This window comes from Burkholderia sp. BCC0405, from assembly GCF_902833075.1.
In the GTDB taxonomy this organism is placed as follows: Bacteria; Pseudomonadota; Gammaproteobacteria; order Burkholderiales; family Burkholderiaceae; genus Burkholderia.
Map to the genome: position 1 here is coordinate 312,141 of NZ_CADFEO010000005.1, position 19,176 is coordinate 331,316.

Annotated in this window: 19 protein-coding genes and 1 pseudogene; 13 read left to right on the forward strand and 7 right to left on the reverse strand. The window is 67.1% G+C overall.

The features are described from left to right. Nucleotides 1–78: 78 nt before the first annotated feature. The 5 genes from moaD to fdhD all read right to left on the reverse strand — a co-directional run bounded on the left by moaD (nucleotide 79) and on the right by fdhD (nucleotide 4,430). Nucleotides 79–336, reverse strand: a complete 258-nt coding sequence (gene moaD, locus HWX36_RS10805) for a molybdopterin converting factor subunit 1 (protein WP_175952078.1) — start codon at nucleotides 334–336, stop codon at nucleotides 79–81. A gap of 52 nt (nucleotides 337–388) precedes the next feature. Continuing rightward, a complete protein-coding gene (locus HWX36_RS10810; RefSeq protein ID WP_175952079.1) occupies nucleotides 389–970 on the reverse strand; it encodes a molybdenum cofactor biosynthesis protein MoaE in 582 nt (193 codons plus the stop codon). A gap of 46 nt (nucleotides 971–1,016) precedes the next feature. Next, a complete protein-coding gene (gene moaA, locus HWX36_RS10815) occupies nucleotides 1,017–2,141 on the reverse strand; it encodes a GTP 3',8-cyclase MoaA (protein WP_175952189.1) in 1,125 nt (374 codons plus the stop codon). 208 nt (nucleotides 2,142–2,349) lie between these two features. Further along, nucleotides 2,350–3,564, reverse strand: coding sequence for a gephyrin-like molybdotransferase Glp (gene glp, locus HWX36_RS10820; RefSeq protein ID WP_175952080.1), 1,215 nt, complete (start codon nucleotides 3,562–3,564; stop codon nucleotides 2,350–2,352). Further along, entirely contained in the window at nucleotides 3,561–4,430 is an 870-nt protein-coding gene (gene fdhD / locus HWX36_RS10825) for a formate dehydrogenase accessory sulfurtransferase FdhD (RefSeq protein WP_175952081.1), read from the reverse strand. The genes glp and fdhD overlap by 4 nt, the downstream gene beginning before the upstream one ends. Before the next feature lie 423 nt (nucleotides 4,431–4,853). Between fdhD and HWX36_RS10830 the strand changes: the two genes are divergently transcribed. From HWX36_RS10830 to HWX36_RS10850, 5 genes are all read left to right on the forward strand, one after another. After that, complete coding sequence (locus HWX36_RS10830) at nucleotides 4,854–6,254, forward strand: cytochrome ubiquinol oxidase subunit I (RefSeq protein ID WP_175952082.1); 1,401 nt, start codon at nucleotides 4,854–4,856, stop codon at nucleotides 6,252–6,254. Between the two features lie 3 nt (nucleotides 6,255–6,257). Continuing rightward, a complete protein-coding gene (gene cydB, locus HWX36_RS10835) occupies nucleotides 6,258–7,265 on the forward strand; it encodes a cytochrome d ubiquinol oxidase subunit II (RefSeq protein ID WP_175952083.1) in 1,008 nt (335 codons plus the stop codon). A 182-nt stretch (nucleotides 7,266–7,447) separates the two neighbouring features. After that, nucleotides 7,448–8,368 carry a bestrophin family ion channel gene (locus HWX36_RS10840; RefSeq protein WP_175952084.1) on the forward strand — a complete coding sequence of 307 codons (921 nt, stop codon included), beginning with the start codon at nucleotides 7,448–7,450 and terminating at the stop codon, nucleotides 8,366–8,368. A 77-nt stretch (nucleotides 8,369–8,445) separates the two neighbouring features. Next, entirely contained in the window at nucleotides 8,446–8,832 is a 387-nt protein-coding gene (locus tag HWX36_RS10845) for a VOC family protein (protein WP_175952085.1), read from the forward strand. 247 nt (nucleotides 8,833–9,079) lie between these two features. Continuing rightward, nucleotides 9,080–9,490, forward strand: a complete 411-nt coding sequence (locus HWX36_RS10850) for a VOC family protein (RefSeq protein ID WP_175952086.1) — start codon at nucleotides 9,080–9,082, stop codon at nucleotides 9,488–9,490. Nucleotides 9,491–9,604: 114 nt separating this feature from the next. On the opposite strand, the gene trpS is transcribed toward HWX36_RS10850, so the two are convergent. Further along, entirely contained in the window at nucleotides 9,605–10,618 is a 1,014-nt protein-coding gene (gene trpS, locus HWX36_RS10855) for a tryptophan--tRNA ligase (RefSeq protein WP_175952087.1), read from the reverse strand. A 215-nt stretch (nucleotides 10,619–10,833) separates the two neighbouring features. Further along, the gene (locus HWX36_RS10860) at nucleotides 10,834–10,989 is read right to left on the reverse strand and encodes a hypothetical protein (protein WP_175952088.1); all 156 of its coding nucleotides are present in this window, start codon (nucleotides 10,987–10,989) and stop codon (nucleotides 10,834–10,836) included. Nucleotides 10,990–12,106: 1,117 nt separating this feature from the next. Between HWX36_RS10860 and HWX36_RS10865 the strand changes: the two genes are divergently transcribed. The 8 genes and pseudogenes from HWX36_RS10865 (at nucleotide 12,107) to argE (ending at nucleotide 19,126) form a co-directional block, all read left to right on the forward strand. Beyond that, nucleotides 12,107–13,642, forward strand: a complete 1,536-nt coding sequence (locus HWX36_RS10865) for a tyrosinase family protein (protein ID WP_244136373.1) — start codon at nucleotides 12,107–12,109, stop codon at nucleotides 13,640–13,642. Nucleotides 13,643–13,729: 87 nt separating this feature from the next. Further along, nucleotides 13,730–14,161, forward strand: coding sequence for a hypothetical protein (locus HWX36_RS10870; RefSeq protein ID WP_175952090.1), 432 nt, complete (start codon nucleotides 13,730–13,732; stop codon nucleotides 14,159–14,161). Between the two features lie 6 nt (nucleotides 14,162–14,167). After that, nucleotides 14,168–14,932, forward strand: a complete 765-nt coding sequence (locus HWX36_RS10875) for a hypothetical protein (RefSeq protein WP_175952091.1) — start codon at nucleotides 14,168–14,170, stop codon at nucleotides 14,930–14,932. Nucleotides 14,933–14,962: 30 nt separating this feature from the next. After that, nucleotides 14,963–15,175: pseudogene (locus HWX36_RS10880) on the forward strand (ferritin-like family protein); the annotation flags it as partial. Between the two features lie 255 nt (nucleotides 15,176–15,430). Beyond that, nucleotides 15,431–16,771: an NAD(P)/FAD-dependent oxidoreductase gene (locus HWX36_RS10885; protein ID WP_175952092.1), complete on the forward strand. Its 1,341-nt coding sequence runs from the start codon at nucleotides 15,431–15,433 to the stop codon at nucleotides 16,769–16,771. A 75-nt stretch (nucleotides 16,772–16,846) separates the two neighbouring features. Next, a complete protein-coding gene (locus HWX36_RS10890; protein ID WP_175952093.1) occupies nucleotides 16,847–17,296 on the forward strand; it encodes a RidA family protein in 450 nt (149 codons plus the stop codon). Beyond that, on the forward strand, nucleotides 17,293–17,970 hold the full coding sequence (locus HWX36_RS10895) for a DUF1028 domain-containing protein (RefSeq protein WP_175952094.1): 678 nt from the start codon (nucleotides 17,293–17,295) through the stop codon (nucleotides 17,968–17,970). Before HWX36_RS10890 ends, HWX36_RS10895 begins: the two co-directional genes overlap by 4 nt. Continuing rightward, a complete protein-coding gene (argE, locus tag HWX36_RS10900; protein ID WP_175952095.1) occupies nucleotides 17,963–19,126 on the forward strand; it encodes an acetylornithine deacetylase in 1,164 nt (387 codons plus the stop codon). The genes HWX36_RS10895 and argE overlap by 8 nt, the downstream gene beginning before the upstream one ends. The last annotated feature ends 50 nt before the right edge of the window (nucleotides 19,127–19,176 follow it).

Consider the following 19,176-nt stretch of genomic DNA (forward strand, 5'->3'; position numbering starts at 1 on the left):
CTGACAAGCGACGTCAGCGCGTGCGAATCGCAACGGGCGATCGATGTCATGCCGGGTTCACTCCGGCACGTCGTGATGTCAGCCGCCCGTCACCGGCGGAAAAAACGCCACCTCGCTATCCTCCCGCACGACGAATCCCCCCGTCACCATCTCGAGGTTGACGGCCGCGCGCACGGGCCGGTCCGTCCGCAGCGCTTCCGTGCTGCGCGCATCGCGCGCGGCCAGCATGTCGCGCAGCGCGTCGACGGTGAGTTCGCGCGCATCGATCTCGACGATTTCCTCGTCGAGATCGAGTTGTTCGCGAATGCTTGCAAAGTATTTGATCGTCAGTTTCATCGCGATGTCTTGAAAGGAATCGGCGGAATCGGAAAGGGCGCGGCGCGCCCGCTCAGCCCCAGCGCCGCATCGCCTGGTCGTCGTGCGCTTTCGCCTCGACCCAGCCGGATACGCCGTCGTGGCGGATCTCCTTTTTCCAGAACGGTGCGTGGGTCTTCAGGAAGTCCATCAGGAATTCGCACGCATCGAACGCGGACCCCCGATGCGCGGCGGCCACCACGACCAGCACGACCGCCTGGCCGAGCGGAATGCGCCCGACCCGATGCACGATCTTGATCGCTTCGAGCCGCCAGCGTGCGCTGGCTTCCTCGACGATGCTCCACAGCGCCTGTTCGGTCATCGTCGGATAGTGCTCGACCTCGAGCGCGATCACGTCGTCGACGTCGCCTTCGTTGCGCACGACACCGAGGAAATTCACGACCGCGCCGACATTCGGATTGCGAACGATCGGCGCGAGCTCGGCACCGGCATCGATCGACGCGTACTGCACGCGCACTTCAAAGCCGGCCGCAATCGACGGTGGCGGCTTGGGGTGCGGGTCCGGGTGCGGGTCGGTCGTGCCGTCGGGAGCGGGGCTGCCGGTGTGCAACGGATCGTCCGGCAGCCCGGCGCGGGATTCGGTGAAGGTCGTCATGACGGTTCTCCTGTAAGCGGGGCGTCCGGTGTCGCGCGGCAGCCCCTCAGCCGCCGACCAGCGACATGCGCACGGTCGGATAGGTCTTGCCCGGCGCACGGGCCGGTCGTGCGGCCCGGCGCTCGGAGTAGCGGTCGTCGCGGTGCGTCCAGCGCTCGCGCACGGCGGTGGCGAGGTCGGCGATCGACGCGGTGTCGTCGAGCCAGGGCCGCAGGTCGGCGCCTTGCGTCGCGAACAGGCACGTGTAGAGCCGTCCGTCGGCCGACACGCGGGCGCGCGAGCAGGTGCCGCAAAACGGATGCGACACGCTGGCGATGAAGCCGACTTCGCCCGCACCGTCGATGTGCGCGCAACGGATCGCGGTCGCGTCGTGCCCCGGTTCGCCGACGAGCACGAGCGGATAGTGTTCGTCGATCAGCTCGCGCATGCGCGCGGCCGGCACGACCTTGTCGCCGGACCAGAAGCTCGCGCCGCCGACATCCATGTATTCGATGAAACGCACGGCCACGCCCGACTGCCGGAAGTGCCGCACGAGCGGCAGGATCTGGTCGTCGTTCGCGCCACGCTCGATCACCGCGTTGACCTTGACCGGCGCGAGCCCGGCCGCCTGCGCGGCCTCGATGCCGGCCAGCACGCGCGACACGGGCACGTCGGCGTCGCTCATCCGGCGGAACACCGCATCGTCGAGCGCATCGAGGCTGACCGTCACGCGCGACAGGCCCGCGTCGCGCAGCGTGCGCGCCTTTGCGGCCAGCAGCGAGCCGTTGGTCGTCAGCGCGATTTCGACGGGCTTGCCATCGACGGTCGTCAGCACGGCGAGGCGTTCGATCAGCGCTTCGAGGTTGCGGCGCAGCAGCGGTTCGCCGCCCGTGATGCGGATCTTTTCGACGCCGAGCGATGTGAACGCGCGGGCGATCTTTTCCAGTTGCGCGAACGACAGCCGCTCGGACGACGGCATGAATGCGTAGTCGGCGCCGAAGCTTTCGCGCGGCATGCAGTAGCCGCAGCGGAAATTGCATTGATCGATCACGGACAGGCGCAGGTCGCGCAGCGGGCGGCCGAGCGTGTCGGACGTGCGGGGGAAAGCGCCGGGCGAAGCGCCGCCGGAAAGTGCGGCAGCGGCCGGCGTGGCGGAGGCGATGGCATTCACGATCGGTTCGTCGGCCTGCAGGAAGTAAGCGGTGGGGCGTCGCCAGTCGGCCGTGCGGGTGCGGATGGGCAGGCGCACGGCGCGTGACGAGCCTCTTCGTGAGGATAGTCCGCCGGGTTTTTCCGGCAGGGACACAATCGCGCCCGAATTGCAGGAATACAGTTCGCCGGGCGGCCTGCGTGGCCCGCGCGGCGAACGGCGCGGATCGGGCGAATGTCCGGCGTCGCGCTCATGCGAGCCAGTGCGCGAAATCGTAATACGGTACCGCGTCGCCGCACGCGATGCGCGGCCCGGCCGGCAACCGCGCCAGCCCGCTCGCCTGCACCAGCGACTGCAGCGTGCCTGCGCCTTGCTGGCGCAGCGTATCGAGGGTGGGCGTGCCGTCGAGGCCGACGGTGCAGTGCACGCGCACGAAGCGTTCGCGCTGCGCATCCGGTTCGAAGTCGGCGTCGATCGGCAGCGACGGCACGACCGGTACGCGTGTATCGCGCCCTTGCAGGCGGCGGATCAGCGGCGCGACGAACAGCGCGAACGCCGTCATCGCGGCGCCCGGGTTGCCGGGCAGCAGCACCACCGGCCGCGTGTCGAGCCGTGCGAGTGCAACCGGCTTGCCCGGCTTCATGCGTACGCCGGCGACGATGAACGATGCACCGAGCGCGTCCAGCGAGGGGCGCAGCAGATCCTTGTCGCCGACCGATGCGCCGCCGACGCAGATCACCAGGTCGCACCCCGCGTGCAGATCGCGCAGCGCGCGATCGACGGCGGCCGCGGTATCGGCCGCATGCAGGCTCATCGCGACATCGGCGCCGGTTCCCGAGACCAGCGCGGCGAGCATCGGCGCGTTGCTGTTGTAAATCTGTTGCGGCGCCCGCGGCTGCCCGCACGCGACGAGCTCGTCGCCGGTCGTCAGGATGCCGACACGCACCGCGGGGCGCACGTCGACGCGCGCGAACCCCTGCGCGGCGGCGACGCCGACATGCATCGCACCGAGGCGCACGCCGGCCGGCACGAGCAGGTCGCCGGCGCGCACTTCCTCGCCGCGGCGGCGGATGTGCGAGCCACTGCGCTGCGGCGCGTCGAATGCGACCCAGCCGTCCTGCTCGCGTGCGTGCTCCTGCATCACGACGGTGTCCGCGCCCGGCGGTATCACGCTGCCGGTGAAGATGCGCGCGGCCGTGCGCGGGGCCAGCGGCGCCGGCGTGTCGCCCGCATAGCAGCGCTGCGCGACGTGCAGCGGTTCGCCTTGCGCGAGATCCGCGTGACGCACGGCGTAGCCGTCCATCGCACTCTGGTCGGCCGGCGGCTGGTCGAGCACGGCGGTGAGCGGCGCGGCCAGCACGTGGCCGGCGGCTTGCGCGACCGGGATGGACGTGGTGGCCGCGAGCGGCGCGAACGCGCTCGCGAAATGCTGCTGCGCGGTATCGAAATCGGTCAGGGGTTTCATCGGGAAAGCGCCGGATGCGCCGGTTGGTCTGGATGAGAGAGGGGAGCGATGTCGGGCGACACGTACTCGACGAAGCCGTCGTTGCGGCAGAAGCCGAGCAGCCGCACGCCGGCTTCGCGGGCGACGTCGATGGCGAGCGACGTCGGCGCCGAGATCGTCGCGATCATCGGGATGCCGACCCGCGCGGCCTTGCGCACCAGTTCGTAGCTTGCGCGGCTCGACAGGAACACGAAGCCGTCGTGCAGGTTCGCGCGACGCCGCGCGAGCCGGCCGATCAGCTTGTCGAGCGCGTTGTGGCGGCCGACGTCCTCGAACACGTCGAGCACGTCGCCGTCGCGGTCGCACCAGGCGGCCGCATGGATGCCGCCCGTCTCGCGCATCAGCGTCTGACGGGCCGGCAACGCGCGTGCGGCGCGCGCGATCGATGCCGCGCCGACACCGGCGGCCGTGCCGGCGGCGGCGATGCGCGGCGGGTGCAGGTCGAGCTGCGCAATGCTTTCGATCCCGCATACGCCGCAGCCGCTGCGGCCGGCCAGCGCGCGCCGGTGCGCCTTCATCGCCATGAACGCCTGCTGCGATACGGTAAGCCGCACTTCGGCGCTGCCGGCCCGGCATTCGCTTTCGATGTCGAACACGTCCGACGCGCGCTCGACGATGCCTTCGCTCAGCGCGAAGCCGAGGCCGAACACGTCGAGGTCGATCGGGGTCGCCATCATGACCGTGTGCGCGATCCCGTTGAACACCAATGCAACCGGCGTTTCTTCGACGACACGGTCGACGGTGTCGCGTGCGTCGCCGGCGCGGTGACGTGTCACATGACACGCGGTGCTGCCGGTCGGATCGTCGCGGCGGATGCAGGATTCCATGCGGTTTTCTCCAGGCGGATCGGCCGGCGGGCCGGCCGGGTCGGGCGCGTGCGCCGGACCGGGGATTCGATGCTGCCGGGCGGTGCGGCCGAGGGGCTCGGCGTGGCCGCGGGCAGGCGTTGCAGCGGATGTTAGCGGGGATGACGGGCACGCCGGATACACAGCGCCGCAATGCGGAAAGCAGTACAGCTGACCGTCCCGCAGGCACGAAATGTGTTTTCCGTACACACATCTTCGGCAATGCAAGCAGCACAGTTTCGACGCACGCTCGAACGATTGCGAGTATCGTTGCAAACGCGATATCGTCATTCACGCTTCGATGCCATGCGAGTGACCGTTGGTGTTCGCATGTGTTGTCGCCAAGCCGTCGCGCGATTTCCTGCTTCGAGCGTACGTCCTCACAACCACGAGCAAATTACGGTCATGGAAATCTTCGATGCGTTCCATCTCGCCCGCTTGCAATTCGCGTTCACGGTGTCGTTCCACATCGTGTTTCCCGCGATCAGCATCGGTATGGCGAGCTTCCTGGCAGTGCTGGAATGGCGCTACCTCGTCACCGGCGATGCCGCCTACAAATCGATGTTCCAGTTCTGGTCGAAGATCTTCGCGATCGGCTTCGGGATGGGCGTGGTCTCCGGCGTCGTGATGGCGTACGAGTTCGGCACCAACTGGGCCGGCTTCTCGCGCGTCGCGGGCAACATCACGGGCCCGCTGCTCACCTATGAAGTGTTGACGGCGTTCTTCCTCGAAGCCGGCTTCCTCGGCGTGATGCTGTTCGGCTGGCAGCGCGTGAGCCCGCGCGCCCACTTCTTCGCGACGCTGATGGTCGCGGTCGGCACGCTGATCTCGACATTCTGGATCCTCGCGTCGAACAGCTTCATGCAGACGCCGCAGGGCTACAAGATCGAGAACGGCCTCGTCGTGCCGGTCGACTGGTTCAAGGTCGTCTTCAACCCGTCGTTCCCGTACCGGCTCGTGCACATGACGATCGCGGCGTTCATCGTCGCGGGCTTCATCGTCGCCGCGTGCGGCGCGTGGCACCTGCTCAAGGGGCGTCGCGACGAGCCGGTGAAGCGCAGCTTCTCGATGGCGCTGTGGATGCTGCTGGTGCTCGCGCCGATCCAGATTGTCGCCGGCGATGCGCACGGGCTGAACACGCGCGAATACCAGCCGGCGAAGATCGCGGCGATCGAAGGGCTGTGGGAAACCGAGAAGGGCGGCACCGCGCTGAACCTCGTCGGGTTGCCCGACATGCAGGCCGAAACCACGCGCTATGCGATCCAGGTGCCGCACCTCGGCAGCCTGATCCTCACGCACAGCTGGGACGGCGAGATTCGCGGGTTGAAGGAATTCCCGCCGCAGGACCGCCCGTATTCGCCGATCGTGTTCTGGACGTTCCGGATCATGGCGGGCCTCGGGATGCTGATGCTGCTCACCGCGCTGCTCGGGCTGCTGCTGAGAAGGGGCGGACGCCTGTATGAGACGCGCTGGTTCCAGTGGTTCGTGGTGGCGATGGGGCCGTCGGGCATCCTCGCGCTGCTGGCCGGCTGGATCACCACCGAGGTCGGGCGGCAGCCATGGACCGTGTACGGCGTGCTGCGCACCGTCGATTCGGTGGCGCCGCTCAGCGCGCAGCAGGTTGGCGTGTCGCTGCTGATCTTCGTGGTCGTGTATTTCCTGGTGTTCGGAACGGGTATCTATTACATGATGAAACTGATGAAGCGCGGGCCGGCCGCCCAGGCCGGGTATATCGAGCTGCACCGGCATCCGGGGCTGCGCAAGAGCGCGCTGTCCACGCCGCTGAACGTCACCGAAGCGGAGTAAGCCATGCAAATCGATCTTCCTGTCGTGTGGGCCGCGATCATCGGCCTCGGCGTATTCATCTACGTGATGCTGGACGGCTTCGATCTCGGTATCGGCCTGCTGTTTCCGTTCTTCGACGCGAAGGCCGAGCGCCAGGTGATGCTCGACACCGTCGCGCCGGTGTGGGACGGCAACGAGACGTTCCTGGTGCTCGGCGGCGCCGGGCTCTACGGCGCATTCCCGGTCGTGTATTCGACGCTGCTGCCGGCGAACTACCTGCCGCTGGTGCTGATGCTGGTCGGGCTGATCTTCCGGGGCGCGGCGTTCGAGCTGCGCGCGAAGGCCACGCGCACGCAACATATGTGGGATCTCGCGTTCATCGGCGGCTCGGCGCTCGCCGCGTTCTGCCAGGGGATCGTGCTCGGTTCGCTGCTGCAAGGCATCAAGATCGAGAACCACCAGTTCGCGGGTGGGCCGTTCGACTGGCTGTCGCCGTTCAGCCTGCTGTGCGGGATCGGCGTGCTCGTCACGTATGCGACGCTCGGCTGCGGCTGGCTGATCCTGAAGGTCGACGGCGAACTGCAGCGCAAGATGCGGCTGCTGATGAAACCGCTCGCGGGCGTGCTGCTCGCCGTGATGGGCGTGGTCAGCCTGTGGACCGTGATCGGGCTGCCGGCCGTCGCGCATCGCTGGTTCGGCAGCGGCGACCTCGGCTGGTTCCTGCCGGTGCCGGTCCTTGTCCTCGCGTGCGTGTGGGGCATCTTCCACACGGTGAAACGCGAGCACGAGGCCACGCCGTTCCTGTTGACGCTCGCGCTCGTGTTCCTCGGCTACACGGGGCTCGTGATCAGCATCTGGCCGAACATCGTGCCGCCGTCGCTGTCGATCTGGGATGCGTCGTCGAGCCATTCGAGCCAGCTGTTCGCGCTCGTTGGCACCGTGATCGTGCTGCCGATCATCCTCGTGTACAACGCGATGCAGTACCGCGTGTTCCGCGGCAAGGTGCGCGAGGGCGATATCGGCTATCACTGAGCGGCTATCGCTGAGCGCCGCATGATGTGACGGGCGCAGCGGGTGCAGCGGGCGCGGGCGTATCATCACGCGCGGCGCGGCACCCGTGCCCGGCATGCGCCCGACAGCGGCCCGCCACGCGCGGGCCGCTGTCGGGCGCCGGCGCGCCGTTCGATGCATCCCCTGGCAGTCGAGAAAACACCATGATCGTCCGACCACAACAAAACTGGCTCAGGATGCTGTTCGTCTGGAACGGCTCCGTGCTGCAATCGATCATTCCGCAACTCGTGTTCATGGCGATCGTCAGCACGCTGGCGGTCTTCACGAACGGGCGCATCTTCGGCGAGAAGATCCCGCTCAACACCGCGCCGTTCACGCTGTTCGGGCTCGCGCTCGCGATCTTCCTCGGGTTTCGCAACAACGCGAGCTTCGAGCGCTTCAAGGAGGCGCGGCATCTTTGGGGCAGCCTGCTGATCGCGGCGCGCGCGCTGACGTCGCAGTTGAATCGCTACCTGCCCGACAGCGTGAGCGACGCCGAGCGCCACCGGCTCGCCGACCTGCTGATCGCGCTCACCTATGCGCTGAAGCATCAGCTTCGTCATACCGATCCGACCGCGGACCTGCAGCGCATTCTCGGTGCGCAACGCACGGCCGAGCTTGGCGGCAAGTGCTTCAAGCCCGTCGCGATCCTCGACGAGCTGCGCGGCGGCATCGTCCGCGCGCTGGGCCGCGCACCCGGTAGCGACGCGACCTGCTGGATGTTCGAGACGCAGCTCGACGAGGTCGGCAAATCGATCGGCGGTTGCGAACGCATCCTGTCGACGCCGATTCCGTTCTCGTACAGCGTGCTGTTGCATCGCACCGTGTATGCGTACTGCGTGCTGCTGCCGTTCGGCCTCGTCGATTCGACGGAGTTCTTCACGCCGCTGATCTGCGTATTCATCTCGTACACGCTGATCGCGCTCGAAGCGATCGCGAGCGAAGTGGCCGAGCCGTTCGGCCTCGCGCCGAACGCGCTGGCGCTCGATGCGATGACGCGCACGATCGAGCGGTCGGTGCTCGAACTGGGCGATCGCCCGCTGCCGGAGGAATTCGTGCCGGCGTCGACGTACCAGATCACGTAAGCGAGGGCGCGCAGGCGCGGAAGGCGTGGCTCGCGTCGGGCGCTAGAATGGCGCTTGCCTGTTCAGGAGAGGCCGACATGCGAATCTACGTGACGAGTATCTTTGTCGACGATCAGAACAAGGCGTTGACGTTCTATACCGACAAGCTCGGGTTCAAGCTGAAGAACAACGTGCCGGTGGGCGAGTACCGCTGGCTGACCGTGGTGTCGAAGGACCAGCCGGACGGCACGGAACTGCTGCTCGAGCCGAGCAACCATCGCGCGGTCGGGCCTTACAAGCAGGCGCTGTACGAGGACGGCATCCCGGCGGCATCGTTCCAGGTCGACGATCTCGATGCGGAGTTCGCGCGGCTCACGGATCTCGATGTCCGGTTCGCGCTGGCGCCGATGGACGCGGGGCCCGTGCGCGTTGCGGTCATCGACGATACGTGCGGGAACCTGATTCAGCTGATGCAGATGAAGTGACGCAATGCAACGCGCCGCGTGGGACGCTCGGCGCACCGCGACCGGCGGCGTATCGTGCATCCAGCTGCGCGCCTGCGTGCGGCGCCGGATGCGCCACCCGCATTCGGTCCGCATCCGCCGTCGGCGTGATCGACATCGCACGTGACGGTGCCGGGCGCTCACGTATCGCCGCGCGAGCGGCAGGGTGGCTCCGGTGCGAAATGCCGCGCTCAGGTAGACTCGTGTGCCCTTCGACGGAGGAGATGCGATGCAACTGCTTGATCACGTGTCGATCGGCGTGCCGGATATCGACCTGGCGCGCCCTTTCTACGATGCAGTCATGGCCGCGCTGGGCGCAGCCAAGGTCTATGACCGGCCGACCGCGCTCGGCTACGGTGAACGCTGCAATGCGAACGACACCGTATCGACTTGCCTGGCGGTCTATCTGGATCCCGCTGAAATCGGCGCGAGCAAGCGGCACTGGTGCTTCAAGGCCGCGAGCCGCGAGCAGGTCGATGCATTTTTCGAAGCGGGCCTTGCGACGGGCGGGCAGTCCGACGGTGAACCCGGCTTGCGGCCGCATTACCACGGCGACTACTACGGCGCGTTTCTCGTCGATCCGGCCGGCAATCGGGTCGAGGCGGTGTGCCACGCGTCCGCGCCGGCGCATGCATCGTGATGAAGCGGCGCGTGCATCGACGCTCGCTTGCGCACGTGGCGCGGCGATCGCCGCGCGCCGGCCCGATACCGCCCGGCGCGCGGAGCGCGTTCGCGCGCACGCTGCCTGCGCCGCTCAATCGAAATAGTTCAACCCCATCGCGCCCTTCACCTCCGCGAGCGTCGCGCCGGCCACGTCCCGTGCGTGCATCGTGCCGCGCTTGAGGATCGCCATCACCTCGGCCTTGTCGGCCTCGAATTCGCGACGGCGTGCGCGGATCGGCTCGATCAACGCCTGCAGCCGCTCGTTCAGCACGCGCTTGACGACGCTGTCGCCGAGCCCGCCGCGACGGTAGTGCGCCTTCAACTCGTCCACCTTCCGCACGTCGGGCTCGAACGCATCGAGGAACGTGAACACGACGTTGCCCTCGACCTGGCCGGGATCGCTCACGCGCAGGTGGTTCGGGTCCGTGTACATGTCCTTCACGGCCTGCGTGATCTCGTCCGGCGTCGAGCCGAGCGTGATCGCGTTGCCGAGCGACTTGCTCATCTTTGCCTTGCCGTCGATCCCCGGCAGCCGCGTGACCGCCGACAGCACGGCCTCGCATTCGACCAGCACGGGTTGCTCGACGGTCGCGTTGAAGCGGCGCACGAGTTCGTTGGTCTGCTCGATCATCGGCAACTGGTCGTCGCCGACCGGCACGTGCGTCGCCTTGAACGCGGTGATGTCGGCCGCCTGGCTCACCGGGTAGGTCAGGAAGCCGGCCGGGATGTCGCGCTCGAAACCGCGCAGGCGGATCTCTTCCTTGATGGTCGGATTGCGTTCGAGGCGCGCGACCGTGACGAGGTTCAGCAGGTATTGCGACAGCTCGGCGAGTTCCGGCACCTGCGACTGCACGACGATCGTCGAGATCGCCGGATCGATGCCGACCGCGAGATAGTCGAGCGCGACTTCGATCACGTTCTCGGTGACGCGCTGGCGGCGGCCCATGTTGTCGGTCAGCGCTTGCGTGTCGGCGAGCAGCAGGAATTGCTTCGCTTCGTGCTGCATGTGCACGCGGGCGCGCAGCGAGCCGATGTAGTGGCCGAGGTGCAGCGGGCCGGTCGTGCGGTCGCCGGTGAGGATGGTCGGTCGGGTCGGGTGGGTCATGTTGGTCGTTGCTCCGGGTTATCGAAGCCGCCAGCCATGGTGTCTGCGCAGAAACGCAAATGCCGCCATCGCTGGCGGCATCACGTTTGGGACATGCAAAAGGAAACGGGCCGCCTGGGTCAGGCGCGCCACCAGCAATGCAGGTTTGGCAGGGCGGGTTTCGTCTTCATCGCGGCAGTATAGCGTATGGCACGGCGTCGGGCCGGCCGTGCGCGTCAGCGGATCACCGATTCCATCGCTAGGTACGCGGTTTCGGCCGACGGCCACAGCAGGTACAGCAGGCCGGCCATCAGCAGCAGCGCGCCGGCACGTACCAGCGGCGTGCGGTCTTTCTCGCGCGGAGGGCGGGTGGACGGCTTCGAGTTCTTCATGCTTGCTGGCGCGCGAGGCGCCACTCCAACGGTTGCTGCAACGGGTCGAGCGGGCGACGCCGGGGTGTTGCGGGTTTGACGGGGGCCGGGGTGTAGTTCAGGGCACCGGAGCGCGAGGGCGGGTTAGCCGGTCGCGCGGCAAAAAAAGGGACGACTGAGTGTCCGGCTACCGTCCATCCAGACGCGACGTGCATCCTACCAAATCGTCGGCACGGACATAGTCAAGAATTGTCGGGGACAGGTACGGCTGCAGGAGGCGCCTCCGAATCGCCGGGGTGCTGCTTGCTCGGGATCTCGTCGTCCAAATGCAGCGATGCAATCGTCCTGGTCCTCCGCACGTTTTCATCCGCTCGCGCGACGCGAACCGAACGCGCCGGAGACGCACGTTCGCGGCGCCGTCACGCGGCCCGACCCAAGACGCCCTCCCGGCTGGAAACGATTGCACCGGCCGGGCGACAGCCGGCGATCGTAAGGTAGCCGTCGGCCGATTGCATTAATAAACTCCGCTATGCACCTGTGATTATCCGGCGCCGGGCTTTTACGATCTCGTCGCAAATTCGCGTGATTATTCATGAAAATAAAACGAACCAATAACCACGTCCGATGCCAATTTTTTTGATAATCCGGCCTGCCTGTTCCTTGCGAAAACCAACGTCATCTGCTTTATTTACTCATAACAAATCAGGATAAAACGCTATCGGGGTATCTCGGCTGCTTTGCCAGGCATTCGCACCTGCCGAATCGGCATCGATTCACCATGGCATCCCTACGATCTGAAAGCGCAGCCCCTTTTCAGAGGCCGTGCTGCGCCTGTTGCGCGTGTCCACGCCAACCATGGAGGCGATCAGGCGACCACGCGGGCCTGCCCATGGCCCGGCGGTCAATGCATTTCAAAATGCCAAGCGCTATTTTAATAAAACGAATTCAATTGAACGTGAGTTCGACTGATTTTTGAATTACCTGCTTACGTTCAAAATCTGGCGGCCAAACCGTAACGCTATCCACGAAGGGGACTGGGCACATCATGAATAACGCACCTGGAGTCAGAGTTCGTCCGTCGATTGAATCGTTGCAAGCCGAATATCGGAAAGGCAACAAAAAGCCGCTGGAAGACGTGATGCGCGCGTGGAAAGGCATCAAGGAATTGCCGCCCGACGATCCGAACTCGTTCTTCATGATCGGCGGCTTCCACGGCGAGCCGTTCCGCGGCGCCGGCTGGGGATCGGCGTCTTACTGGGGCGGCTATTGCAACCACGGCAACGTGCTGTTCCCCACCTGGCACCGCGCCTACCTGCTGCGGCTGGAACAGGCGCTGCAGAGCATCCCCGGTTGCGAGCAGGTAATGCTGCCCTTCTGGGACGAAACCAGCGAAGCGTCGCTGACGAAAGGCATTCCGTGGGCGCTGACCGACCCGGATTTCGAGCTCGACGGCGAAAAAATTCCGAACCCGCTGGCCTCCTTCTCGTTCAACAGGGCGATCACCGACAACATCAACGGCGACAATCCGAACTACAGCAAGCCGCTGCCCTACGTCACGGTTCGCTACCCGTTGTCGGGGCTCGTGGGGACCGAGGAGGACCGTGCCGCCACCAAGAAACACAACGACAAGTTTCCCAACCCCCAGGAGAACGTCGTCATACTGAACCGGAACATCGTGGACTGGCTCACGTCGTACATCGTCGTGAAGGGCAAGGTGGTGGACACGAACGTGAAGCGCAAGTACGAGCAGTGCCTGGACGCGCCGAACTACACGGTGTTTTCCAACACGACGTCCGCGGCCCAGTGGAACGAAAATCTTCCGGACGGCGCGATTCCCGTCGTCCCGCTCGAGTCGCCGCACAACAAGATTCACCTTGCGGTCGGCGGGTTCGACGTGCCGCACGGCCCGAACAAGGGCGATTTCTCGCCGATTCCGGGCGCCAACGGCGACATGGGCGAAAACGACACGGCGGGCCTCGACCCGATCTTCTATTTCCACCACTGCTTCATCGATCGCGTGTTCTGGCTGTGGCAGAAGCGGCATGGCTTCACGCAGCACCTCGACGTCATCGCCGAATATCCGGGCACCAACTCCGTCGATTCGCAAGGGCCGACGCCGGGCACGGTGCCCAACGCGTGGCTCACGCTCGAATCGCCGCTCGATCCGTTCAAGAAGAGCGAGAACGGCAAGGAGCGCGCCTATACGTCGCTCGACTGCATCAACATCGAGGAGCAGCTCGGCTACACGTACGGCCCCGGGTCGCTGGAAAACCTGCCGGCGCTCTCGCTGGCGGCGTCGACGGTGCCGGCCGGCAACAGCAGCAAGGTCGTGCGCGTCTCCGGGCTGAATCGTGCGCCGATTGCCGGGTCGTTCCTCGTGTCCGCGTACGTCAACGTGGACGGCGAGCGGCACCTGCTCGGCACGGAGGCCGTGCTGAGCCGCTGGAGCGTGCAGTCCTGCGCGAACTGCCAGACGCACGTCGAAGTGAAGGCGTTCTTTCCGCTGGACCAGTTCGCGGAAAGCGCGGTGCAGGATGCGCAGTACGACGTCGAGATCCATACGCGCGACGGCGTGCGCCTTCAGACGCCACCTGCGTCACCCCCCGCGTCGCAAGCCGTCGCCGGTGCGGCTCCGCAACCCGCACGGAAACTGTTCCGGCTCGAGGTCCGGTAGCCGCGGCACGTGACGAACCGGCGCCGTTGCCCGGCGCCGGTTCACCGCGGTACGTCGACAACGTGGACATGAAGGGGAGACGCGGGCATGAGCTACTCACCCGAAACCGGCAGCCTGGTGGGGCTGTGGACCTATCGCAGTTTCCTGAACGATCCCGATCCTGCGACCGCATTCAACGACCTTGAATTCGGCCTCGGCACGATCGAGATCGCGCAGGCGCCGGCGGGTATTTTCAAGGGGCGCATTTTCGGCCCGGGATGGGAACTGCAGCTCAACGGCTGGATCAGCTACGGGAACCCCGGCACGGTGCGATTCCAGGGGCGCGGCGTGGTTAGCGGCGAGGAATGGGTCTACGACTATGTCGGGTACGTGAGCGCGCCCTGGCCCAATGGCGTCGATCAGCGTCCGGCGCTGACCGGTTCGATCGTCCGCACGGTTCCGCATGCGAGCGGCGACGGCGGCGTCGCGCCGGCCGGTGTGGTGTGCTCGTGGTATGCGGTGATGAGAGATCCCGCCTGAACCGCCATGACTGCTCCGACTGCACAGCCGGCCGGCACGGCCGGGCGTCCTCCGACGGCGACGGACGCGATCCGCGCGGGCGCCGGGATCGGGCCCGCGCGCATCGCGATGCTTTCGACGGCCGAACGCGTGCGCGGCGGGCTGGCGTTCGCGTTCCTCGGTTTCCTGACGTGCGACTTGCCGACCCGGCTGCACGGCGCGCCTTCCAGCTGGATATGGAACGGCATTGGCGCGATTGCCTGCGGCATCGCCGGCTACTCGACGAGCAGCGGCGCGCCCGGCAGGTGTGCGCGTCGGTCGATGCTGTGGTGCATGGCCGCGATCTGCACGGGCTTGACGCTCGATGCGATGCGCTCCCCGCTGGATGCCATCCTCGAGGTCTGCGGCGGAACGCCCGATGCCGGCGCCATGTGGGATTCGCTCGTGCTCCATCTCCAATGGTTTCCGATGTCGATGCTGGCCATGCTGGCGCTGTTGATCCGGCGCGAGATCGACCGCAAGGCCGGGCATCGGCGCGGCACGGTACGCGCGCGGGTTCGGGCTCCGGTGCGGGTCGCGCTTGAATTGGCGGCGATGTTGCTCGTCATGGCGCTCGGCATGAGCGCGATCAAGGCATTGGCGTTCGGTATGGGGCTGCGTTGGGATACGAGCGGCGTGGCGGTTGCGATGCTCGTCAGCATGCTGGCGTTCTACGCGCTGAGCGATCGCGCCACACTCGGAGCGGTGTCGTTGAAAGACCTCTTACGCAATAAAAACGGTCCTGTTGCTTAGGATGGCAAAAACAAACCGGAGGGTATAGGCGCGTGGAAGTCGCTCGGCGCGGCGGTGCACGGCATGGTGGATCTGCGGGTGCTGTCGTGCTTCAACATCCTGCGCCACCCGGTGCCGCCGGCCGCGCTCGCGCGGCTGGACACGCTGTATCCGGACGAGTTCGCGTACCTGCGAAGCTATACGGATCTGTCGAAGCCGGTGTTTGACGGCCCGCGTTTCCGCAACGTGAATCCGCAGGCGTAGGCGCGACGACGCCCGGCGCGGGACATGCGCGCCGGGCCGGCAGGCGGGGGCCGCCATCCGGGCGGCGGGGACGGCGGGCGCCTGCAATGGGCGCCGCCCGGCGCGGTCAATCGCGCTTCACCCCCAGCTTTTTGTTCATCAACAACGACAAAAATCATCGTTTCGCCCCCGGCGGTGCGTCAGCAGAATGTCTCCATTCCAACTCGTGCGACAGCAAGAACGTCGCATCGAGCCGCACTTCAGAAGGAGACAGCCGTGGCAGTCGAAACAACCTCAATCGATACGCTCGTCGTCGGCGCCGGTCAGGCCGGCGTGGCCATGAGCGAGCACCTGGGCAAGCTGGGCGTGCCGCATCTCGTGCTGGAGCGCAGCCGCATCGCCGAACGCTGGCGCACGGGGCGCTGGGATTCGCTGGTCGCGAACGGCCCGGCGTGGCACGACCGCTTCCCCGGCCTCGAATTCGACGGCCTCGATCCCGACGCGTTCGCGTCGAAAGACCAGGTCGCGGACTACTTCGAAGCGTATGCGCGCAAGATCGACGCGCCGATTCGCACCGGCGTCGAGGTGACGAAGGTCGTGCGCAATACGGGCAAGCCGGGTTTCATCGTCGAGACGTCCGACGGCACGATCGAGGCGAACCGCGTGGTCGTCGCGACCGGGCCGTTCCAGCGTCCGGTGATTCCGCCGATCGCGCCGGACGATGCGCGCCTCGTGCAGCTCCATTCCGCCGACTATCGCAACCCGGGCCAGCTTCCGGACGGGGCGGTGCTGGTGGTCGGCGCGGGGTCGTCAGGCGTGCAGATCGCCGACGAGCTGCAGCGCGCGGGCCGGAAGGTGTACCTGTCGGTCGGCCCGCACGATCGCCCGCCGCGCGCGTATCGCGGCCGCGACTTCTGCTGGTGGCTCGGCGTGCTCGGCGAATGGGACAAGGAAGTCGCGACGCCCGGCCGCGAACACGTGACGATCGCGGTGAGCGGCGCGCGCGGCGGCCATACCGTGGATTTCCGCAAGCTGGCGAACCAGGGCGTGACGCTCGTCGGGCTGACGAAGTCGTTCGACGGCGGCGTGGTCGCATTCGAGCCCGATCTCGCGATCAATCTCGCACGTGGCGACGAAAACTACCTGTCGCTGCTCGACGCCGCCGATGCCTATGCGGCACGCAACGGCCTCGACCTGCCGGAAGAGCCCGACGCGCGCCGCATCCTGCCGAACCCCGACTGCGTCGCGCATCCGATCCTCGCGCTCGACCTCGCCGGCGCGGGCGTCACGTCGATCGTCTGGGCGACCGGCTACGCGGTCGACTACGACTGGCTGAAGGTCGACGCGTTCGCCGACAACGGCAAGCCGCAGCACCAGCGCGGCGTGTCGAAGGAGCCGGGCCTCTATTTCCTCGGGCTGCCGTGGCTGTCGCGGCGCGGCTCCAGCTTCATCTGGGGCGTGTGGCATGACGCGCGGCACATCGCCGATCACATCGCGATCCAGCGCACCTACCTCGCTTACCACGCTGCCTCGCAGCGCCGCTCGGCGTCGCACGCGGAGCAGGACGGCGTCGCGGCGCACGCCGACGCACAGCCGCTTGCCGTCGCGGTGAACTGACCGAACCCATGCCGCCTGCCGCACCGCGTATGCATCCGGTGCGGCGGCGTGACCTCTGACGACCGAAGGATTTCGATGAGCCAACCCACCCATACCCGTATCCGCATGTTCAACACGAAGGATACCTACCCGAACCAGACGCTCGACAACGACCTGTGCCAGGCCGTGCGGGCGGGCAATACCGTCTACGTGCGCGGCCAGGTCGGCACCGATTTCGACGGCAACCTGATCGGCCTCGGCGACGCGCGCGTGCAGGCCGGGCAGGCGATGAAGAACGTCAAGCAGTTGCTGGAGGAAGCCGGCAGCGACCTCACGCACATCGTGAAGACGACGACCTACCTGATCGACCCGCGCTATCGCGAGCCCGTGTACCAGGAAGTCGGCAAGTGGCTGAAGGGCGTGTATCCGATCTCGACGGGGCTCGTCGTGTCCGCGCTCGGCCAGCCGCAATGGCTGATGGAAATCGACGTGATCGCCGTGATCCCGGACCACTGGCAACCGAACCGCGCGCAGGAGGCGACATGACTTTCTCCATCGTCGGGCGTTGCCCGGAGACGGGCCAGCTCGGCATCGCGATCAGCTCGTCGAGCATCGCGGTGGGCGCGCGCTGCCCGTGGGTGCGCGCAGGCGTCGGCGCCGTCGCGACGCAGAACATCACGCTGCCGGCGCTTGGGCCCCAGATCCTCGACCTGGTCGAGCACGAACAGCTGGCGCCCGGTGCGGCGCTCGACCGTGCGCTCAGCGCGAACGGCTGGAGCCAGTACCGTCAGGTCACGGTGATCGACGGGCAGGGGCAGACGGCGTGCTTCACCGGCAAGGAAGCGCTCGGCACGCATCACGCGGTGCGCGGCGAACAGTGCGTGGCGGCCGGCAACCTGCTGGCCGCGCCGGCCGTGATCGACGCGATGGCGCGTGCCTTCGAACAGGCGCCCGGCCTGCTCGCCGAGCGCCTGCTGGCCGCGATGCATGCGGCGATGGCGGCCGGCGGCGAGGCGGGGCCGGTGCATTCGGCGGCGCTGAAGGTGGCCGGCGACGTGACCTGGCCGATCGTCGACCTGCGTGTCGACTGGGCCGACGCCGATCCGATCGGGCAACTCGATGCGCTGTGGCGGGCTTATCGGCCGCAGATGCAGGACTATCAGACGCGCGCGCTGAACCCGACTGCCGCGCCGAGCTACGGAGTGCCGGGCGATGAGTGAACCGTCGAGCCGTGCGCTGCTCGAACGGCTGATCGGTTTCGCGACGGTCAGCCGTGATTCGAACCTCGAGATGATCGGCTTCATCCGCGACTATCTCGCGGGCTTCGGCATCGAGAGCGAGCTGTTCTACAACGGAGAACGCACGAAGGCGAGCCTGTACGCGACGATCGGGCCGCGCGATCGCGGCGGCATCGCGCTGTCGGGCCATACCGACGTGGTGCCGGTCGACGGGCAGGCGTGGACAGTCGAGCCGTTCCGGCTGACCGAGCGCGACGGCCGGCTGTACGGGCGCGGCACGGCCGACATGAAGGGCTTCATCGCGTCGGTGCTCGCGGCCGTACCGGCGTTCGTCGCACGGCCGCTGAGCCTGCCGGTGCATCTCGCGTTCTCGTACGACGAGGAAGTCGGCTGCCTCGGCGTGCGGCCGATGCTCGCGGAACTGGCCGCGCGCGAGCACCGGCCGCGCCTGTGCCTGATCGGCGAGCCGACCGAACTGAAGCCGGTGCTCGGTCACAAGGGCAAGCTCGCGATGCGCTGCCACGTGAAGGGCGCCGCGTGCCACTCCGCGTACGCGCCGTCGGGCGTCAACGCGATCGACTATGCGGCGAAGCTGATCGGCCGGCTCGGCGAGATCGGCGCGGCGCTCGCGCGGCCCGAACGGCACGACGCACGATTCGACCCGCCGTTCTCGACCGTGCAGACGGGGCTGATCAAGGGCGGCCGCGCGCTGAACATCGTGCCGGCCGACTGCGAATTCGATTTCGAGGTGCGGGCGCTGCCGGATTTCGATGCGCACGACGTGCCGAGGAAGCTGCAGGACTATGCGGAATCCGAACTGTTGCCGAGGATGCGTGCGGTGCAGCCCGATACCGATATCCAATTGCAGCCGCTGGGCGCGTATCCGGGGCTCGCGACCGCGCCGGACAGCGAGGCCGCACGGCTGCTCGCGATGCTGACCGGCTCCGACGCATTCGGCACGGTGGCGTTCGGCACCGAGGGCGGGCTGTTCGGCCAGGCCGGCATTCCGGCCGTGGTATGCGGGCCCGGCAGCATGGACCAGGGGCACAAGCCCGACGAGTTCGTCACGCTCGACCAGCTGCACGGCTGCGACGCGATGCTGGGGCGTCTGGCCGCGCATCTCGCTGCGGCCGCCTGAACCGCCGAGCGGCCGACCCGCACGCACCGCATCCCGCGGCGCGTGCGTTT

Bases quoted from the DNA above. Each gene is read 5' to 3' on its own strand.
- cydB (WP_175952083.1), top strand. From the start codon at position 6,258: ATGCAAATCGATCTTCCTGTCGTGTGGGCCGCGATCATCGGCCTCGGC.
- argE (WP_175952095.1), top strand. From the start codon at position 17,963: ATGAGTGAACCGTCGAGCCGTGCGCTGCTCGAACGGCTGATCGGTTTC.
- HWX36_RS10890 (WP_175952093.1), top strand. From the start codon at position 16,847: ATGAGCCAACCCACCCATACCCGTATCCGCATGTTCAACACGAAGGAT.
- moaD (WP_175952078.1), bottom strand. From the start codon at position 336: ATGAAACTGACGATCAAATACTTTGCAAGCATTCGCGAACAACTCGAT.
- glp (WP_175952080.1), bottom strand. From the start codon at position 3,564: ATGAAACCCCTGACCGATTTCGATACCGCGCAGCAGCATTTCGCGAGC.
- HWX36_RS10875 (WP_175952091.1), top strand. From the start codon at position 14,168: ATGACTGCTCCGACTGCACAGCCGGCCGGCACGGCCGGGCGTCCTCCG.
- HWX36_RS10895 (WP_175952094.1), top strand. From the start codon at position 17,293: ATGACTTTCTCCATCGTCGGGCGTTGCCCGGAGACGGGCCAGCTCGGC.
- HWX36_RS10870 (WP_175952090.1), top strand. From the start codon at position 13,730: ATGAGCTACTCACCCGAAACCGGCAGCCTGGTGGGGCTGTGGACCTAT.
- HWX36_RS10810 (WP_175952079.1), bottom strand. From the start codon at position 970: ATGACGACCTTCACCGAATCCCGCGCCGGGCTGCCGGACGATCCGTTG.
- trpS (WP_175952087.1), bottom strand. From the start codon at position 10,618: ATGACCCACCCGACCCGACCGACCATCCTCACCGGCGACCGCACGACC.
- HWX36_RS10845 (WP_175952085.1), top strand. From the start codon at position 8,446: ATGCGAATCTACGTGACGAGTATCTTTGTCGACGATCAGAACAAGGCG.
- HWX36_RS10865 (WP_244136373.1), top strand. From the start codon at position 12,107: ATGCGCGCGTGGAAAGGCATCAAGGAATTGCCGCCCGACGATCCGAAC.
- HWX36_RS10840 (WP_175952084.1), top strand. From the start codon at position 7,448: ATGATCGTCCGACCACAACAAAACTGGCTCAGGATGCTGTTCGTCTGG.
- HWX36_RS10850 (WP_175952086.1), top strand. From the start codon at position 9,080: ATGCAACTGCTTGATCACGTGTCGATCGGCGTGCCGGATATCGACCTG.
- fdhD (WP_175952081.1), bottom strand. From the start codon at position 4,430: ATGGAATCCTGCATCCGCCGCGACGATCCGACCGGCAGCACCGCGTGT.
- HWX36_RS10860 (WP_175952088.1), bottom strand. From the start codon at position 10,989: ATGAAGAACTCGAAGCCGTCCACCCGCCCTCCGCGCGAGAAAGACCGC.
- HWX36_RS10830 (WP_175952082.1), top strand. From the start codon at position 4,854: ATGGAAATCTTCGATGCGTTCCATCTCGCCCGCTTGCAATTCGCGTTC.